The following is a 16301-nucleotide window of genomic DNA, read 5'->3' as shown; positions in this document are numbered from 1 at the left end:
TAATGCTTATTCGCTAACCGTTACACTTTTAATGATGATATCTTCACGAGGAACATCTTGGTGGAAACCGCTACGACCTGTGGAAACAGCTTTAATTTTATCAACAACATCCATGCCTTCAACAACTTCAGCGAAGACACAATATCCCCAACCATTTGCGTTTTCAGCACGGAAGTTTAAGAAATCGTTATCTGCAACGTTGATAAAAAATTGTGCAGTCGCGGAATGTGGATCGTTAGTACGAGCCATTGCTAATGTACCACGATTATTTGCAAGTCCATTGTTTGCTTCGTTTCTAACAGGTGCTTTGGTTGCTTTTTGGTTCATACCAGGTTCAAAACCACCACCTTGGATCATAAAGCCATTGATGACACGGTGGAAGATAGTGTTATCGTAGAATCCTTCTTTACAGTAGTCTAAAAAATTTTCTACGGTTGCAGGCGCTTTGTCTGCAAATGTATTAATCACGATATCGCCGTAATTGGTATGAAAAGTAACCATATTCAGATCCTAATATAATTTTAGCTTTACCCAGATTTGGGCATAAACAATAGTCCCGTTTTTTATATCACAGTTGCCTTATTTAGTCAGTATTCATCTTTTTTTTGCGCGGTTTTTCTAATTAAACGGGCATATAAAATAGGGAAAAAACACTTTTCGCCAAAATTTAGCTTAATAACATAAGTTTGATTGTTCACTATCAACGATTGAACAGTGAAAATAAGGGCTAAGCAGAGTAATATAATAGCGTAGATCTTGAGTTTGCTTTGTTTCCAAGATCCAATATCCTAATTAATATCGTGCTATAGTAGTCGTTATTTTCTTTTATATAAAAACGTAATAAACACGTACAGTTGAAAACGGGAACGTCCACCGATGCTAAAGATTTTTAATACTCTCACTCGCCAAAAAGAAGAATTTAAACCTATCCATGCAGGGAAAATAGGTATGTACGTGTGTGGCATCACTATTTATGACCTGTGCCATATTGGTCATGGACGTACATTTGTGGCTTTTGATGCCATAACCCGTTATCTGCGTTATTTAGGCTATGACGTTAATTATGTGCGTAACGTAACGGATGTGGATGATAAAATCATCAAACGTGCGATCGAGAACAATGAAACGTGTGAGCAATTAACAACTCGCATGTTAGCTGAAATGCATAAAGATTTTGATGCATTAAATATTGCTCGCCCTGATTCAGAGCCTCGTGCGACACATCATATTGCTGAAATCATTGAATTAACGGAAGCGTTAATCAAACGTGACCATGCTTATGTTGCTGAAAACGGTGACGTTATGTTTGCGATTGATACCGATCCTGATTATGGGTTGCTTTCTCGTCAAGATTTAGAACAACTGCAAGCAGGTGCTCGTGTTGAAGTGGCTAATGTGAAACGTAATCCTATGGACTTCGTTTTATGGAAAATGTCTAAGCCGGGTGAGCCAAGCTGGGAGTCTCCATGGGGAGCCGGTCGTCCTGGTTGGCATATTGAATGTTCTGCAATGAACGGTAAAGAGTTAGGACACCATTTTGATATTCATGGTGGTGGTTCAGATTTAATGTTCCCACACCATGAAAATGAAATTGCTCAATCAACCTGTGCTCATGATGGCCCGTATGTAAATTACTGGATGCATTCAGGTATGGTGATGGTAGACAAAGAAAAAATGTCTAAGTCACTTAATAACTTTTTCACCATTCGTGATGTATTAGCTTATTACGATGCTGAAACGGTACGTTATTTCTTATTATCCGGTCATTATCGTAGCCAGCTTAACTACACAGAAGAAAATCTAAAACAAGCACGTACCGCTTTAGAGCGTCTCTATACGTCATTACGTGGTACTGATGCTAATGCACAACCTATTGGCGGCGAAGCGTTTGAAGCACTGTTTATAGAAGCAATGAATGATGACTTCAATACACCAGAAGCGTATTCAGTATTATTTGATTTAGCGCGGGAAGTAAATCGCTTAAAAAGCGTGGATATGAATAAAGCTAATGGTTTAGCTGCGGTGTTACGCAAATTAGCTAAAGTATTAGGTCTGTTAGAGCAAGATCCGGAAGCCTTTTTACAAAGTAGTGCTAAAGCAGACGATGCTGGTGAAGTTGAAAAAATTGAAACTTTAATTCAACAACGTAACGATGCACGTAAAAATAAAGATTGGGCTGCAGCCGATGTCGCGCGTGATGCATTAACTGCGATGGGAATTGTGTTAGAAGATGGCCCTCAAGGTACAACTTGGCGCCGTAATAATTAATATAATTAACGTACCATTACACTTAATACGTGTTTCTAAAAAATATCGGATATTTATTATCCGATATTTTTTTGCTATTTATTATTTAGTATTTTATTTATTGACTAATAATACTGGTTTCTCTTTCATTATCTTTTTGTTTGTCTTTAAAATAATTTATGACATTCTCAGAAAAAAAGAGTCTATGAGTTAAGATAACTATAATAGAAAAAGCAACAAAACCAAATTCAGACATATTGGTTAATGACATCGAAACACTTAGTATAAAAAATAGCGAAATAGATAAGCATACCCATGATATTTTTAGAAAAGAGTAAGCATTTTTACTGTTTCTTGCGAGTTTTATCCATGCAATAACTTGTATTATCATTGTAATAATCAGGCACAGCATAATAAATAGGCCTAGAAGCATCGTTTGACCACCGCCCATCGCCATTGCTAATAAATAAATCGGTGCTCCAGCAACCAATATAAACAAACTTATACCTAAAAATAGTACTGAAATAACTTGGATCCATAAAAGTACTATGGGCCTTTCCATAATTTCTCCTAAAAACAAAATAAGTTTTTATTAGCTTTAGAATATCTTTATTAACTTTTATTAAAGTGAAGTTTATCGAATAAATAGAAAAAATAAAGTTTGATTTAATAATAAGTAAATATTAATCAATTTAAGAGATTCTATTTTAGAGTTTCTATAAATATGATATTAATATATTTAATTGGAACAGTGGTAACTCTATTTAATATCATTCGATATACCACTGGTATTATTACTTATAATTTTAGAGGAGTTAATTCTACTTCTGCCATCATTTTTGCCAATTGTTCACGGTCACGAATACCAACATTGGTCTGACTTACTGCAAGAGCAGAAACGGCAGTTGCAAGACGTAATGTATGCTCACTAGTTTGTCTCATCATCAGTCCATAAATTAGGCCGCCAACCATAGAATCACCGGCACCTACAGTGCTGACAACATTACATTTAGGAGGCGTTGCCATCCATGCGCCAGATGCATTTACCCACATTGCACCTTGCTCACCTAATGAAATAACAACGTGAGCAATACCTTGTTGGCGTAATGCTTGGGCTGCTTGTACAACATCAGAAAGTTCAGGTAAAGGCCGGCCAGCCCAAATTTCTAATTCATGATGATTAGGTTTAACAAGCCAAGGAGAGGCTTTTAATCCTGCGACAAAAGCATCTCGACTACTGTCAAAGATCAAACACATGCATTCACTGCGTAAACGAGTCATCCATGCAGTGAAATCATTAAGATCAACACTTGAAGGTACACTACCACTGACACAGATCATATCAAACTGACCAGCCCAGCTTAGTGTGTCATTCACGAAACGAGTCCAATCTTGTTTTGTAATTTCAAAACCAGAAAAATTAAAATCAGTGACTTTGCCATTAGGCTCAGTAAGTTTCACATTTATGCGAGTACGGCCTTCAACCATTTGAAAACGGTTTGCAATACCTGAATCACTAAACTCTTTTTGAAACCCATCTTGATTTTCTTTACCTAAAAATCCACCAACAGTGACATCAACGCCGAGACTTTTTAAGACTTTAGCAACGTTAATACCTTTACCAGCAGCATGAAAGCCTGCTGTTTTAACACGATTAACTTCACCAAGTTCAATAGGATTACTTAAACCAACAAGATCATAAGCAGGGTTAAGTGTGATGGTCGCAACTCTGCGTTTCATGCTAGTTCCTTACCTTAAATAAAAGAATAGGCATCATTTTTTGCTGTTGTTTAGCAATGATAGAGATACCTTGAGTGGGTAGGCCGAGCATAAAATCTCCTGTTAGATGAAGGGCAAAAAAGATCTAAATATCACAAAATAACAACTAAGATTGTATCATTGGGCTGAATCGTTTCAAATTATAGCGTGTAATTTAGTACAAACAATGTTCTTTTGCCTAATAAAAGTAGAAATAAATTAGATCTAAATCACATTTTAGTGCATTTAAACATGAACAAATGAGTAAAAAGTGTCAGCAAAAAGGTTTGTTGCTGAAGTTTTACAGTAATGGTTAAAAAGTATTATTTATATATAAAATAATAACTTACATAGTTTTTTTTATCTATTTCTTGATGAAATGTATAATGTGCTGAACATCTAGGAGAGATTATACCAAGAGATATACCTAAAAATAATGATTTGAATTTAATTAAATTAAACTAAATTTGTTATTTTGATTTTAATTCAATTAGTTATGATTATCTCTTTTTTTTAAAGATGATTAAATAAGGAAAAACAGAGGAAAAAAGAAGAAAAGTGTTCAAAAGAAAAAAAGTGCCACTTAGGGTAGCAGCACTTTTTAATTTTAACTGACTTGCTGATTATTTGCTGACACTGACCGAGAACTCACCAAAGGTGACAATTTTTCCATCAACGATTTTACAACGCTTACGGGTTTCAACTATGCCATCAACGCTAACTAAGCCTTCAGCAATGACACTTTTAGCAGCAGCACCGCTTTCTGTCCAACCTTGAAGTTTTAATAAATCACAAAGCTCGACATAGTCGTGCCCATCTAATTGAAATGTTTCCATTGATTAATTATTTCCTGTTTCAGGATCGTGATACTCTTCACATGCTTGTAAAGTGTTTTGAATAAGTGTGGCAACAGTCATTGGACCGACACCACCTGGGACTGGCGAAATCCAACCTGCGCGTTGTGAAGCGACTTCAAATTCAACATCGCCCACCACTTTACCACTTTCAAGGCGGTTAATACCGACATCAATGACAATGGCACCAGGTTTAATCCATTCACCGGGGATAAAGTTAGGTTTACCTACCGCGACAACCACAAGATCAGCGTGTTCAACATGAAAACGTAAATCTTTAGTGAAACGATGAGTAACCGTTGTTGTACAGCCTGCAAGTAAGAGCTCTAGGCTCATTGGACGACCCACAATATTTGACGCACCAATAATAACCGCGTTTAAACCATTCATAGGGATATCACAACGTTCTAGCAGTGTGACAATACCGCGAGGCGTACAAGGGCGTAATTTTGGTGCACGTTGACATAGGCGACCAACATTGTAAGGATGAAAACCATCCACGTCTTTATCTGGGCGAATACGTTCTAGTACTTTAACGTTATCAATTCCGGCAGGTAAGGGGAGTTGAACGAGAATACCATCAATCGTGTTATCTTCATTAAGCTGGTCGATCAGGTTTAATAAATCAGCTTCACTGGTAGTATCAGGTAAGTCATAAGAGCGAGAAATAAAACCAACTTCATCACAAGCACGGCGTTTACTTCCGACATAAATCTGTGATGCTGGGTTATCACCCACTAAAATAACAGCTAAACCAGGCGCTCGTTTTCCTGTATTAATACGTTGTTTTACTTTTTCGGCAACTTCGCTTCTGATGGTCTGCGCAATCGATTTCCCATCTATAATTCTTGCTGACATCTATACATCCAAATTATTCAATTACGGTATTGCTCTATTTTGTCAGATCAAGAGCAATCTGTCAGTCGAATACTTGCCATATTTTGACCATATAGTTTGATATCGTTGAAAAATCGTTGACTCTCAGAATGTTGAACGTATAATTCACACCCGTTATCAGCAGTGATTGCTGACGTCTAATTTCTTCTAGGCGCCCTTAGCTCAGTTGGATAGAGCAACGGCCTTCTAAGCCGTAGGTCACAGGTTCGAATCCTGTAGGGCGTACCATTTAAAATCAATGAGTTACAAGGTTTTAAAAAGAAACCCGCAAGAGATGCGGGTCAAGTAACGGGTCAAGTTAGCATTACAGTTTTTCACTTCTAACCCACTCTTCATAGACATGTTCTGGCCAGCCTAAAAATGTACCACCTTTTGTTTTTTGTGGTTTTGGGAATTCCTTTCTCTTTGCATACATTCTCCATAACGTAGTTTTGCTTTTCCCTGTCAATTGAACCATTTCTTTCATTTTTATATATTTTATTAGTGCTGACATATTTTCTCTCCACACTGTCCGTACACAGTTTAAATAATGCTGGTGGTAATTATTTACTGATTTCCTTTATAGAACGCCATCCAATGTGTTTTATCGTTTTTCCCTACACGCTGAACGGCAGTTGGTTTTTCATTAGTTAAAGCTAATATTTGTTTAACGGGTATTTGAGTTTCATTCCACTTAAACAATAAGGTTCCATTTGGCTTTAACACACGAAATGCTTCAGTAAATCCTTTTTTTAAATCTTCTTTCCATGAATTTTTATTTAACGAACCGTATTTTTTAAACATCCAGCTATTTTTACCTACTCTAATTAAATGAGGAGGTCAAACAGCACCTGATAAAATGTATTATTAGGAAATGGAAGATTTTTAAAATCAGAAATAATATCTGGTGTTATATTTAAAATTCTCCCGTCACATAAAATATGTTCTTCGGCTCTAATATCATTAAATAAAACACGGTTATCTTGTTTATCAAAATAAAACATACGAGAGCCACAACACATATCAAGTATCGGTTTCATAATATCCTCTGGACTTAAATATAAAATCCTCTGATAGTGTAAGGTTTTATAATTCGTCGAAATATAATTTAAAGTCATTCTCTATATCTGATAAGAATAATAGAGAGTCTTCTAAATTTATTGTGTTTAAGAACTCCGTTGCGTCTTGCTTGCTATTTCTTTGTTTTATTTTAATAATTAAATTGTCAATCATTATTTTTGATTTTGAACTAAAATCATATAAATAATAATAATTTAAAGATATTATTGGGTTTGATGATGTTGAGTTTGCATATATTAGAGATAGTGAGTCTATATCAAATTCGTATATTGTTGCATTGCTTATTTGTTCATTTTTTGAATCTAATGCTACAAATGCATATATATTTTCACCAATAATAACATCAACATATCTACAATTTTCATCATTAATTAATTTTTTAAATTCAATTAATTGCTTTGTTATTATTATTAATTTTTCAGTGTAGTTTTTGAATATGTTAAAATATGCTTCTGTTAATTTTCTATCCTTGATTTTTTCTAAAATTTCCAAGTCTTTCCTTTGTCTAAAGTAAATAATAATTGTTGTAAATAAACCCAATGCGGATAAGAAAGCAAATACTGTAGATAAATAAGAAAAAACAATGCTTAACTTTTCTTTATCTTGTGCATCAGTGGCAAATATATCAATAATGAAGATGCCAAATATAATTAAAAATATTAATGATATTGATATCCAAAAAATTAAGCTTTTAATTCTTTCTGATAATGTAATCATAGCGTGTTCCAAGCGTAAATATCAGAATCATACTCACATCCGTGTGACTAATCTACTGTCGAAAGTTCCCCTTCTAAAGCATATTAATAAAATATCGTGGATACATAAGTCCAATTGGAGCAAAAGGAATATCATCTTCAAAATCCATTGGTGGCTGATTACTTTGGGCTTGAGGTTGAGCTGGTAGTTGGTTTTGCTGTGCCGGTTGTGATCCTGCTGATTTACTAGCACCGCCTAACATCTGCATTGAACCGCCAACCTTTACAGCAATTTCAGTTGCATAGCGTTTAACGCCGTTATCATCCCACTCGCGCGTTTGTAGTTGGCCCTCAATATAAATTTGAGAGCCTTTGCACAAATAGCCACTTGCGATATCTGCCAGCTTTCCAAACAAAACAACACGATGCCATTCTGTTTTTTCGCGATTTTCACCCGTTTTTTTATCACGCCATTTTTCACTTGTGGCCACAGCTAAATTGGCAACAGCACCACCAGAAGGCAGGTAGCGAATTTCAGGATCGCGCCCTAAATTGCCGATAAGAATTACTTTGTTTACTGATCCGTTAGCCATTTTCAGTTATTCCTATTTGAGTAATATCGCCACCAATAAGATGGCGATTAATTAATAATTAAGCTGAAAATTTGCCAATGAATGTTTCGATTTCACTTTCATCGAATTCATCACAAAGCAGATTGCGAAACTCTTGAGCAATTTGTTCTTCAAGGTTTTCAAGTTGAACAATACGGAGCACTAAGGTAGGAACATCACCGCCAGTAAGTACGCTATAACGCAATTTAATGTTACGTTCTTTTAACTCGTCATACGGAGTGCAGGTGAACTGGAATGCTGTTGGCATAACATCTTTGCTTCTTGCTTCAACATTTTCTAATACTGAACGTTTGGCACTAAAATCGTGATCTTCATGTTCAGCAGAGCGTGTTGATTCAATCGTAATACGGCGAACAGCAGAAATAGCTTGTTTGATATCTAGAACATTACCGTCAGCATCGAACGCCATTAAATAATCACGCCAGTCTTCTAACCATTCCGCTAATTCTTTTTGACGATGTTTGACACCATCAATTTTTAATAGTGCTGCGAATGGGGCTGTTTGTTTTAATTTCACAAGAGCCGTATTATCAGCATGACCAGGCTCACCAATTGTGCCGATATTGAAAATAGTTTTGGCACTCATTTCATTGGCATCAATAAAGCAGCTAACACCTTCATCAATTGCATTCTTGATTGAGTATTTAACAAAATCACTGATGCTTGTTGTTTTCATTTCACCACGGAAACGGAAGCGACCTTCTTGTAAGTTTTCTAAACTACTTACTTTAAAGTCATTAGGAAGGACAATGGCAGGGCAAAGAGACTTCTCTATTGCATCGAGACTTAATGAAGCCACCGCCATATTTTGAATTTGCGAAATAGCATTACCGTCTAATTGAGACATGAATAAACTCCTACTTATTTAAAAGCATTAAATTAAATGGATAGGTTTAATTAAAAATAAGGAAACTAATTAACGGATTTTAATTTCCCGTCGGGCTGACCCTGCAAAGAAAATAATTGACCTTGGTCTTCTTGCATAATGGTCAACTTACCACCTTTACCCACGTACATTGGCGTTTTGGTGGTGTCTTCTTCAGCCCGTTTTCCGCGTGGTGTTGGTGCAGAGAATTTAAGTTTATGAGTTATTTCAACTCGTTTTTCTTCCATTGAATTACTAAGGCGAGCAATATCTAATTCAATAGTGACCTTGCCTTTTCCACCATTATTTAAAACGCCTAAAGCCACATCATTTAAAACAGCAGAGACTTTATTTTCAAAAACGCCAGCGTCCAATTCGGAAAGAAAGTCGGGAACATTTGTCTTACGATCTTCTTGGCTCATTTCTATAACCTCACGTTATCACTTCACACAATAAGAAAGGGCACTAGCTACCTGATATGGACTGTCATGGATGAATGCCAGCACCCTTACTTATTGCTAGAGTCATAATCAAAAAGAGCGGACCACCTGTGGTTTCATCAGCCCGATTGGGATTCGGATTTCTAGCTGACTGCAGGTTACTTTTTTTCACGCCCACGCTCTTTGGTTATAAAACTAACTTTATAAAAATGGCTGACTGAGCAGAACATTATCACCACACCCCCGTTAATGGTTTAAGACTCAGCCAGCCATTGTTTCTCTTCACACGTTCTCTTCACACATAAAAATCATTTTCTTTGGGTCTGAATAGCACTTTTATTTGCGTACTCTGCTATTTCAGCATCCAGTTTTGCTAGTTTATCCACCAGCTCTTCACGTCTTGCGTTTAACTCACCGAGGACTTTGATAGACGATAGTTTCTTTTCCATCCAATCAACAACATCTGCATCAGTGAAATTAGCTGGCGGTATGATTACTGGTTCAGTTGTCATGATAGTTCCTACAATTCAATTCATTTTTCATCAACGATTGTTATCTTATAGATTTAGTATATGCATTGTGCGCAAATGCGTCAAGCGCATATATTGTTTTTGTCAAAATAGGAATGGACGGACTTTATCCGTTTGACTTTTTATTTATGTCTTTAAAAATCTCAGATTGGAATGCAGATCACTTCTTTGGAGGGGGAGATGGTACAAAAAAGCCCTCGAGAGGAGGGCTGGGTGGTGAGAGTTATGCTGCTAGTTTAGATATCCATTTATCTCTTTTTGCAAAAGGTAAGACATGGCTTATTTCATTAAATAAAAGAGACAGTTGTTGCATTTGAGCGCCAATTGATTCGCTATCAACAACGACATATCGATTATTTAATGTAGCGTTTGCATTTTTTAGATCAATTAGTTTACCGAGTAGAGAGTATGCACTATTCCAACTTCCACCTTGTTTTACGCTAGATGTAAAAAGATACTTTGGTTCTTCGGTATTAACTGTTACTGGAATGACTATGTTATGTCCGCTCATTCCTAATACATTAGACCTCAATAAAATCTTATCTTTTAAGCTGGAGTGATATAAATAATCTATAACTTCACTTTCAAATTTCTCAACCCTGACCGATTGATGCCAGTCAATAGATAAGGTGGAGGCTAATATTCCAGCTCTGATTACATTGGATGTAGCTGAACCAACTGTATCTTCTGTTGCCCAACTAACAATTTCACCTCTGTCGTTAAGCTCTGCGCCTTGATGGCTTATAAAGCTACGTATTTCATCAATTCTTTTTTTTGTAAGTGAAATGCCCCTTGCCTCCATATTCATTAGCGCGTCGCATCGGTCACTTACAAGATATTTACCATTAATTTCTTTTACGAAAGCGCCAACATGCTCCCCATCATCACAGAAAGTGAATGGGCTGATGATTCTCAGTAATTCAGCACCGATAGGGTGGCACTCAAAACCAAGATTAGATATGACTGTTGAGCACATCATAATGGCAATCCTATTTGTCCAGATATATCTTCTAAAGGTATAGGGAGTTCACCTGTACATTTTATATTTAAATGCTTACAAAAAAACTGCCAAAACCCTCTAATATCATCTGATTTTATAGCTTCTTTAATTGGGAATCCTACTTCACTATAGCGCCCAGCCTCTTCATAGTAAACATGGTAGTGAGCGCCTAAAATATAATTTACAAAGTCAGGGTGATCTACTTTATATCTATTCGTATGTCCATCAAATGGATAGCTATCAACTGCAAATATTCTTTTTTTGTTATAAAGTGCTACGATGTTTATCTTTGGAAATTTTTCATCGCCATCTTGCTTCGGTTCATGATCAGGCTTCCATTGGATTAAAATATTTAATCCTTGCAACGGTATTCCATCACTATCTAATGGCAAAATATTCATTTGAAGCCATAAAAGCGGCCTGTTTGGGGGCGGCTTTTCCGTCCAACTAATACCAGAGAAATCAATGTGCTTTTCACAGTATAGAACATTGTCAACTTCTACTTGGCTAGGTTGATAATCAGTACACTTTGCCACTATTAGTCATCCGTTAATATTTAATTAAAACCACACCCTAAAACGTGTCGTCAGGCCATTGTGACTAGTCAACTAATGGTGGAACAAGGGTTAGTTTTGTTTCACTTTCGCATTTATCAATATATTTTGTAGGCTTAACGATAGCTGATACATAATGCATAGTATCAACTTGACCTGGAGATAAAGTTATTGGCTTATGTGAGTTATTGATACTGGTAAACTGGTAGTCACCATCTCTTGTCTTGTTGAAGATCTTAATCATATTGTGTCCTTCAACGGTGCGAACAAATACTTCATCACCAGATCTGACATTGGTGTTTGGTTCAACGACAACAAATTCACCAGATTGAATGCGTGGCCACATACTATCGCCTTTAACCTTCAGTCCGTATGCATCAACGTCGTCGCTGTATATCTTCAGCCATCCATTGTGAGCCTCAATCATATCAACAGCACCATCAACACCTAAGAACGCCTCACCACGTACTTGAACCATTCCTGAGGGCACTTTTCCTATAAATTTGATTTCATCTGGCTCTGGTGAATTTTCAGTAAATAAATCAGCAACAGATACACCTAGTGCTTCAGCTATCTTTACTAAAGTGTTTTCTGTGTAGCCTTGTATATTTCTTTCAAGGCGAGAAATGTTACCCACATCGCTATTAATAGCGGTGGCCAGCTGAAGGATTGTTAATCCTTTTTTCTTTCTCAGTTCTCTAATTCTTGTTCCTATTTTCATTCCTCAATTCAACTTTATTTATGCGTACAACACAAAGCGTGTTGCGCATATTTGATTCTATGATAATATGCGTATAGCGCATTTAAGGGGGCTATATGCAAACACCATTAAGGAAAATTCGGGTAGAGCTAAACCTAACAATTTCAGAAGTGGCTAATGCCATTAATTGTGATGTAGGAAATCTTTCACGATTAGAAAGAGGTATTCAAACAGCTTCTTTGGAACTGGCTGAAAAATTAACAGCTTTTTATCGTGGGAAAATAACTGAGTTAGAGATCTTATACCCACATCGTTATCAACAACAAAATAGCAAAACCGTTTAAAGCAGTTAACTACAAGAAATTATCAATGGTGGTAGGAAATGAGTAACCAATCAATAAAACAGGTAGTGAAAGAAATGTGTGAAGCGACAGCTGGTGGACGCGAGGCAATGGCTGGAGCACTAGGTCTGTCTTTAACATCATTCAACAACAAGCTTTATGAGAAAAATGGTTGTCGCTCATTTGATTTAAACGAGTTGTTAGCGATGCAAGATATTTCTAAGACCGTTTTATTTGCTGAATTTGTCGCTCGTGAATCAAATCGTTTACTCGTTGACAGAATTAGTCCTGCGGAACTGGATGAAACGGAATTGTTTGTACTGCGTAGTGGTGTTGACGAAATGCAGGGGCGTTTAGCTTTATTCATGAAAGATAGCTTGGCTGATGGCGTTATTGATAACGAAGAAGAGCGAAAGATAAAAATGATGTTGGATGGATTAATTTCACAGATCCGCACATTTATGAATGCGTTTGTTTCGTTACATCAAAAGAGAAATTAAAGATGGCTATATCCAGAAAGGGTGAAGCCAACGATGTACGGTCGCTGGCTTCGGTTTGCAAATTTCAATTGTGTGAAGAGAAATTAGCATGAGTAGATTATCAAACTTAGCATGCCGTACGCAAGTACGGGCTTCAATGCGTGATGGTCGTTTTGTCTATGAAATTAAAGTACCAGAAGGCTATGAAGAAACAAACTACCAATTTATGCGTTGGCTTGTAGATGATTTCAATTCAAAACATGGTTTAAGGGCGGGCAATGAACAATGAGAACCCAAACCAACTTGATCGCTACTACAAAAATAACAGGGGTATCGTTGTTCATGTTGTTCGTTATGACAGAGAAAAACAGCGTGTCATTTTTATGCTTGATGGTTGTGACGATCCGCAATGTGAACCCTTGCAACGATTTAAAGAAAAATACACAAGAGTTAAGTGAGGCGTTGCTATGACGACTATTTTTGATGTTGTACAAGCCATGTCAGGGCAGAAAAACGTCATTGTTATTCCTGTTCCATATTTGGATTTTTTCAAGGGTGATCAGCAAGCTCATGCCTTGTCTGCAATTTTAAATCAACTTGTCTTCTGGTCTGGCGTGTCATCTAGTGCAGATGATGGTTGGTTCTATAAAAGCCATGAAGAGCTGGCAGAAGAGATTCACGGGCTTTCAGGTGAAGAACAGGCTCGACGCCTCGTTGATAAATTACGTAAAAAGTATTTTCCCGGTGTCATTGAGACTAAAACAAAAAAGGTCAACGGCACACCCGTTACTCACTACAAGATAGATGGTAATAAACTTATCTCTATGATTTTTCCGTCCATTTCTGAAACGTCGAAACTGAGGAATGGAAACGTCGAAAGCGAGGAATCGGAACGTCGAAACTGCGGAATGGAAACCGCAGAAATGCAGAATCATGGAAACGTCGAAAGTGAGGAATCCTATCTTTATACAGATCTTAACTCAGATAAAAACTTACAGATCACTAAAGACCTTTCGTCGCAGAATTCTAACGAATCCAGCGACCAGCCGAAAAATGATTTTTTAACTCGTTATCCAGAAGCCGTGATTTACAGCGCTAACTTTCAAAAATGGGGTGATGAAGGTGATTTAAAAACGGCAAAATGGATGTTTGGTCGTGTTAAAAAACTGAATCCATCAGCGTTAGAGCCTACTTGGTATGACTGGGCTAACGATATTCGTTTGATGCGCCAAATTGATGGACGTACTCATGAGCAAATTTGTGCATTATTCGACTGGGCTAACAAAGATTCATTCTGGCACCAAAACATTTTAAGCCCTCGTAAATTACGTAAACACTTTGATGAGCTGATCGTTCGTAGTCAAAAACCAAAGGATGAGCCAAAGGTTCAAGTTGATACCGTTGAACGTGACAGTGCATTCTCACGCTTAATTGGTTCTCGTTCTAAACCTCAAAACCGTATTGAAGAAATTGCGCTTGAACTAGCAGGTAAGACAGGTATTCGCCGTATGAGTGAGTTTTCTGGTCGCCAAGCATGGAACAGCATTTGGAAGCAAGCGACTGAAATGTCACAGGAGGCTCAGCAATGATTGATTACGCATTGAAATTACAGACATTGAAAAGCCAATCAGCTCACAAATTAAAAGAAATTGGCGATCAGTGGCGTACACCTGAAAACCTGTATTGGGGTATCAATTCACTCTATGGGCCGTTCACGCTAGATCTATTTACTGATGCACAAAACAGCAAATGCCCTCATTTCTACACGGTTGAGGATAACGCGCTTACTCAGGACTGGTCGGAAAAACTCAAGGAAATTGGTGGTTCTGCTTTCGCTAATCCACCGTACTCACGTAGTTCATATCATGAAAAACAAGCTGTTACTGGTGTTCGCCACATTATGAATCATGCGTTAGCAATGCGTGAAAAAGGCGGGCGCTACGTTTTTTTGTTGAAAGTGGCCACAAGTGAAACATGGTGGTGTGAAGAAGCGGATCATATTTGTTTTATTCGCGGTCGTGTTGGTTTTGATGTTCCGGAATGGTTTGTTCCAGCAGATGAAAACCAAGTACCAACGGGAGCAATGTTTGCTGGCGCTATCGTGATATTTGATAAAACGTGGAATGGCAAACCAATGGATTACATTCAACGTAGTGAGTTGGAGCAAATCGGTAAAACATTTGTTGAACAGGCTAAATGGCTTGTATCGAAAGGTGTTGCATGAAAATTACAGAGCAAATCTTAGCGTTGTACAAAGTGGGTGAAGAAGTTAATCGCGACATTGTTATTCGTGATTTAGACACTAATTTAGCTGGCGCATCAAGAGCGTTGGCACACCTTTGGACTTTAGGTGCATTAGTCAGAATTAGCGAAGAACGTCCATTACGCTACAGAGTAACTAAAGAGGCAGAAAGAGTTTATTCAGTAATAACAGAATCACGTAAATCAGGTGAGTCAGTCTACATTGAAAAGCTGAATACTCAGAAGGCTAAAAAATGCGCTTTGCCAACTATCAAATGGGTAAAACACGCCACCTCTAATTTTGCTCTCATGGGTAAATTACCAACCGAGCCGTATGACTCATTAGTGAGAGCTGTAAGAGGTAATCACTAATGAACAATAAAAGCTGTCCATTCTGTAACTCTAAAAAACTAGAAGTCATGCAAGTGATGATCAATACATTCACTCGCTGTCAGAAATGTGGAGCAAGAGGCCCTATTGCTAATAATGCGGATGAAGCTATGAAGGCTTGGGATAAAAGGAGTGTAAACGATGCTAACTAAATACATGTTGTTCGTTGGTTTTTGGTTCGTTGTGACATTACTGATTGGGTTGCGGGGTACTTATGCCTGAATTAACCCTAACACTACCATTTCCACCTAGCGTGAACACCTATTGGCGAAACACAAAGAGAGGAACCTTAGTCAGTGCCAAAGGGCGGGTCTTTAGATCAAATGCTATTGCATCAGTCTATAAACAATTAAAGCGTAGACCTAAAGCCATTGAGAGTGATGTGGTTGTTTCAGTGAAATTATATCCACCAACTAAGCAGGCTAGAGATATTGATAATTTCTTAAAGGCACCTTTTGATGCGCTTACTCATGCGGGTGTATGGGTGGATGATAAACAGATTAAAAAAATGGATGTTGAATGGATGGACGTTATTAAAGGCGGGAAGCTTGAAATAACCATTCGTCAGCATAGTAAAAGCGTGATGTACGGTCACGAGTAAAACGTGGAGAGAAATAGC

24 protein-coding genes, 1 tRNA gene and 1 pseudogene are annotated in these 16301 nt (G+C 37.3%); 11 read left to right on the top strand and 15 right to left on the bottom strand.

Annotated elements, in window-relative coordinates; all coding sequences use genetic code 11:
- Positions 1-6 precede the first annotated feature (6 nt).
- Positions 7-501: a peptidylprolyl isomerase B gene (gene ppiB / locus LW139_RS16210; protein WP_036934689.1), complete on the bottom strand. Its 495-nt coding sequence runs from the start codon at positions 499-501 to the stop codon at positions 7-9.
- A gap of 375 nt (positions 502-876) precedes the next feature.
- On the opposite strand from ppiB, the gene cysS reads away from it, so the two are divergent.
- Positions 877-2268: a cysteine--tRNA ligase gene (gene cysS / locus LW139_RS16205; RefSeq protein WP_109409603.1), complete on the top strand. Its 1392-nt coding sequence runs from the start codon at positions 877-879 to the stop codon at positions 2266-2268.
- A gap of 97 nt (positions 2269-2365) precedes the next feature.
- On the opposite strand, the gene LW139_RS16200 is transcribed toward cysS, so the two are convergent.
- From LW139_RS16200 to folD, 4 genes are all read right to left on the bottom strand, one after another.
- Positions 2366-2809, bottom strand: coding sequence for a hypothetical protein (locus LW139_RS16200; RefSeq protein ID WP_109409604.1), 444 nt, complete (start codon positions 2807-2809; stop codon positions 2366-2368).
- A gap of 236 nt (positions 2810-3045) precedes the next feature.
- Positions 3046-3987 carry a 1-phosphofructokinase gene (gene fruK / locus LW139_RS16195; RefSeq protein WP_109409605.1) on the bottom strand — a complete coding sequence of 314 codons (942 nt, stop codon included), beginning with the start codon at positions 3985-3987 and terminating at the stop codon, positions 3046-3048.
- Positions 3988-4628: 641 nt separating this feature from the next.
- A complete protein-coding gene (gene ybcJ, locus LW139_RS16190) occupies positions 4629-4841 on the bottom strand; it encodes a ribosome-associated protein YbcJ (protein ID WP_109409606.1) in 213 nt (70 codons plus the stop codon).
- A gap of 3 nt (positions 4842-4844) precedes the next feature.
- Entirely contained in the window at positions 4845-5717 is an 873-nt protein-coding gene (gene folD / locus LW139_RS16185) for a bifunctional methylenetetrahydrofolate dehydrogenase/methenyltetrahydrofolate cyclohydrolase FolD (protein ID WP_109409607.1), read from the bottom strand.
- A gap of 190 nt (positions 5718-5907) precedes the next feature.
- Here folD and LW139_RS16180 point away from each other — a divergent pair.
- A tRNA-Arg gene (locus LW139_RS16180) sits at positions 5908-5984 on the top strand.
- A 76-nt stretch (positions 5985-6060) separates the two neighbouring features.
- Here LW139_RS16180 and LW139_RS16175 read toward each other — a convergent pair.
- The 10 genes and pseudogenes from LW139_RS16175 to LW139_RS16130 all read right to left on the bottom strand — a co-directional run bounded on the left by LW139_RS16175 (position 6061) and on the right by LW139_RS16130 (position 12252).
- Positions 6061-6249, bottom strand: a complete 189-nt coding sequence (locus tag LW139_RS16175) for a helix-turn-helix transcriptional regulator (RefSeq protein ID WP_099660096.1) — start codon at positions 6247-6249, stop codon at positions 6061-6063.
- A 53-nt stretch (positions 6250-6302) separates the two neighbouring features.
- Positions 6303-6775, bottom strand: a pseudogene (locus LW139_RS16170) (SAM-dependent methyltransferase).
- Positions 6776-6821: 46 nt separating this feature from the next.
- On the bottom strand, positions 6822-7532 hold the full coding sequence (locus LW139_RS16165) for a hypothetical protein (protein WP_211838185.1): 711 nt from the start codon (positions 7530-7532) through the stop codon (positions 6822-6824).
- A 73-nt stretch (positions 7533-7605) separates the two neighbouring features.
- Positions 7606-8103 (bottom strand): single-stranded DNA-binding protein, encoded by a 498-nt coding sequence (gene ssb, locus LW139_RS16160; RefSeq protein ID WP_100160156.1) that lies wholly within the window; start codon positions 8101-8103, stop codon positions 7606-7608.
- Positions 8104-8161: 58 nt separating this feature from the next.
- A complete protein-coding gene (locus LW139_RS16155) occupies positions 8162-8989 on the bottom strand; it encodes a YfdQ family protein (protein WP_099660098.1) in 828 nt (275 codons plus the stop codon).
- Positions 8990-9054: 65 nt separating this feature from the next.
- Complete coding sequence (locus LW139_RS16150; protein WP_006533955.1) at positions 9055-9429, bottom strand: hypothetical protein; 375 nt, start codon at positions 9427-9429, stop codon at positions 9055-9057.
- A 326-nt stretch (positions 9430-9755) separates the two neighbouring features.
- On the bottom strand, positions 9756-9959 hold the full coding sequence (locus LW139_RS16145) for a hypothetical protein (RefSeq protein WP_247850247.1): 204 nt from the start codon (positions 9957-9959) through the stop codon (positions 9756-9758).
- Between the two features lie 241 nt (positions 9960-10200).
- Positions 10201-10956 (bottom strand): DUF1828 domain-containing protein, encoded by a 756-nt coding sequence (locus LW139_RS16140; protein WP_247850246.1) that lies wholly within the window; start codon positions 10954-10956, stop codon positions 10201-10203.
- Positions 10953-11513 (bottom strand): hypothetical protein, encoded by a 561-nt coding sequence (locus LW139_RS16135; protein ID WP_247850245.1) that lies wholly within the window; start codon positions 11511-11513, stop codon positions 10953-10955. The genes LW139_RS16140 and LW139_RS16135 overlap by 4 nt, the downstream gene beginning before the upstream one ends.
- Positions 11514-11577: 64 nt before the next feature.
- Positions 11578-12252, bottom strand: coding sequence for an XRE family transcriptional regulator (locus LW139_RS16130; RefSeq protein WP_247850244.1), 675 nt, complete (start codon positions 12250-12252; stop codon positions 11578-11580).
- 95 nt (positions 12253-12347) lie between these two features.
- Here LW139_RS16130 and LW139_RS16125 point away from each other — a divergent pair, with 95 nt between their 5' ends.
- The 9 genes from LW139_RS16125 to LW139_RS16085 all read left to right on the top strand — a co-directional run bounded on the left by LW139_RS16125 (position 12348) and on the right by LW139_RS16085 (position 16283).
- Positions 12348-12575 carry a helix-turn-helix domain-containing protein gene (locus tag LW139_RS16125; protein ID WP_036900931.1) on the top strand — a complete coding sequence of 76 codons (228 nt, stop codon included), beginning with the start codon at positions 12348-12350 and terminating at the stop codon, positions 12573-12575.
- Between the two features lie 38 nt (positions 12576-12613).
- Positions 12614-13072 (top strand): YmfL family putative regulatory protein, encoded by a 459-nt coding sequence (locus tag LW139_RS16120; RefSeq protein WP_135022262.1) that lies wholly within the window; start codon positions 12614-12616, stop codon positions 13070-13072.
- An 88-nt stretch (positions 13073-13160) separates the two neighbouring features.
- Entirely contained in the window at positions 13161-13340 is a 180-nt protein-coding gene (locus tag LW139_RS16115) for a hypothetical protein (RefSeq protein WP_109395845.1), read from the top strand.
- The gene (locus LW139_RS16110) at positions 13330-13509 is read left to right on the top strand and encodes a DUF4222 domain-containing protein (RefSeq protein ID WP_247850243.1); all 180 of its coding nucleotides are present in this window, start codon (positions 13330-13332) and stop codon (positions 13507-13509) included. The genes LW139_RS16115 and LW139_RS16110 overlap by 11 nt, the downstream gene beginning before the upstream one ends.
- Before the next feature lie 9 nt (positions 13510-13518).
- Positions 13519-14640 carry a replication protein 15 gene (locus tag LW139_RS16105; protein ID WP_159242322.1) on the top strand — a complete coding sequence of 374 codons (1122 nt, stop codon included), beginning with the start codon at positions 13519-13521 and terminating at the stop codon, positions 14638-14640.
- Positions 14637-15275: a phage N-6-adenine-methyltransferase gene (locus LW139_RS16100; protein ID WP_247850242.1), complete on the top strand. Its 639-nt coding sequence runs from the start codon at positions 14637-14639 to the stop codon at positions 15273-15275. The genes LW139_RS16105 and LW139_RS16100 overlap by 4 nt, the downstream gene beginning before the upstream one ends.
- Entirely contained in the window at positions 15272-15664 is a 393-nt protein-coding gene (locus LW139_RS16095; protein WP_159242324.1) for a hypothetical protein, read from the top strand. Before LW139_RS16100 ends, LW139_RS16095 begins: the two co-directional genes overlap by 4 nt.
- Positions 15664-15834: a Lar family restriction alleviation protein gene (locus LW139_RS16090; RefSeq protein WP_115349545.1), complete on the top strand. Its 171-nt coding sequence runs from the start codon at positions 15664-15666 to the stop codon at positions 15832-15834. Before LW139_RS16095 ends, LW139_RS16090 begins: the two co-directional genes overlap by 1 nt.
- Positions 15835-15896: 62 nt before the next feature.
- Positions 15897-16283, top strand: a complete 387-nt coding sequence (locus LW139_RS16085; RefSeq protein ID WP_247850241.1) for a RusA family crossover junction endodeoxyribonuclease — start codon at positions 15897-15899, stop codon at positions 16281-16283.
- Positions 16284-16301 lie beyond the last annotated feature (18 nt).

It is taken from the genome of Proteus vulgaris (assembly GCF_023100685.1).
In the GTDB taxonomy this organism is placed as follows: Bacteria; Pseudomonadota; Gammaproteobacteria; order Enterobacterales; family Enterobacteriaceae; genus Proteus.
The sequence above is the reverse complement of the archived record's forward strand: the minus strand, read 5'-3'. Positions and strand labels throughout refer to the sequence as shown.

What these genes read in the sequence shown, in the direction of transcription:
- ppiB (WP_036934689.1), bottom strand. Translation starts at nt 501, where the DNA reads ATGGTTACTTTTCATACCAATTACGGCGATATCGTGATTAATACATTT.
- cysS (WP_109409603.1), top strand. Translation starts at nt 877, where the DNA reads ATGCTAAAGATTTTTAATACTCTCACTCGCCAAAAAGAAGAATTTAAA.
- LW139_RS16200 (WP_109409604.1), bottom strand. Translation starts at nt 2,809, where the DNA reads ATGGAAAGGCCCATAGTACTTTTATGGATCCAAGTTATTTCAGTACTA.
- fruK (WP_109409605.1), bottom strand. Translation starts at nt 3,987, where the DNA reads ATGAAACGCAGAGTTGCGACCATCACACTTAACCCTGCTTATGATCTT.
- ybcJ (WP_109409606.1), bottom strand. Translation starts at nt 4,841, where the DNA reads ATGGAAACATTTCAATTAGATGGGCACGACTATGTCGAGCTTTGTGAT.
- folD (WP_109409607.1), bottom strand. Translation starts at nt 5,717, where the DNA reads ATGTCAGCAAGAATTATAGATGGGAAATCGATTGCGCAGACCATCAGA.
- LW139_RS16175 (WP_099660096.1), bottom strand. Translation starts at nt 6,249, where the DNA reads ATGTCAGCACTAATAAAATATATAAAAATGAAAGAAATGGTTCAATTG.
- LW139_RS16165 (WP_211838185.1), bottom strand. Translation starts at nt 7,532, where the DNA reads ATGATTACATTATCAGAAAGAATTAAAAGCTTAATTTTTTGGATATCA.
- ssb (WP_100160156.1), bottom strand. Translation starts at nt 8,103, where the DNA reads ATGGCTAACGGATCAGTAAACAAAGTAATTCTTATCGGCAATTTAGGG.
- LW139_RS16155 (WP_099660098.1), bottom strand. Translation starts at nt 8,989, where the DNA reads ATGTCTCAATTAGACGGTAATGCTATTTCGCAAATTCAAAATATGGCG.
- LW139_RS16150 (WP_006533955.1), bottom strand. Translation starts at nt 9,429, where the DNA reads ATGAGCCAAGAAGATCGTAAGACAAATGTTCCCGACTTTCTTTCCGAA.
- LW139_RS16145 (WP_247850247.1), bottom strand. Translation starts at nt 9,959, where the DNA reads ATGACAACTGAACCAGTAATCATACCGCCAGCTAATTTCACTGATGCA.
- LW139_RS16140 (WP_247850246.1), bottom strand. Translation starts at nt 10,956, where the DNA reads ATGATGTGCTCAACAGTCATATCTAATCTTGGTTTTGAGTGCCACCCT.
- LW139_RS16130 (WP_247850244.1), bottom strand. Translation starts at nt 12,252, where the DNA reads ATGAAAATAGGAACAAGAATTAGAGAACTGAGAAAGAAAAAAGGATTA.
- LW139_RS16125 (WP_036900931.1), top strand. Translation starts at nt 12,348, where the DNA reads ATGCAAACACCATTAAGGAAAATTCGGGTAGAGCTAAACCTAACAATT.
- LW139_RS16120 (WP_135022262.1), top strand. Translation starts at nt 12,614, where the DNA reads ATGAGTAACCAATCAATAAAACAGGTAGTGAAAGAAATGTGTGAAGCG.
- LW139_RS16115 (WP_109395845.1), top strand. Translation starts at nt 13,161, where the DNA reads ATGAGTAGATTATCAAACTTAGCATGCCGTACGCAAGTACGGGCTTCA.
- LW139_RS16110 (WP_247850243.1), top strand. Translation starts at nt 13,330, where the DNA reads ATGAACAATGAGAACCCAAACCAACTTGATCGCTACTACAAAAATAAC.
- LW139_RS16105 (WP_159242322.1), top strand. Translation starts at nt 13,519, where the DNA reads ATGACGACTATTTTTGATGTTGTACAAGCCATGTCAGGGCAGAAAAAC.
- LW139_RS16100 (WP_247850242.1), top strand. Translation starts at nt 14,637, where the DNA reads ATGATTGATTACGCATTGAAATTACAGACATTGAAAAGCCAATCAGCT.
- LW139_RS16095 (WP_159242324.1), top strand. Translation starts at nt 15,272, where the DNA reads ATGAAAATTACAGAGCAAATCTTAGCGTTGTACAAAGTGGGTGAAGAA.
- LW139_RS16090 (WP_115349545.1), top strand. Translation starts at nt 15,664, where the DNA reads ATGAACAATAAAAGCTGTCCATTCTGTAACTCTAAAAAACTAGAAGTC.
- LW139_RS16085 (WP_247850241.1), top strand. Translation starts at nt 15,897, where the DNA reads ATGCCTGAATTAACCCTAACACTACCATTTCCACCTAGCGTGAACACC.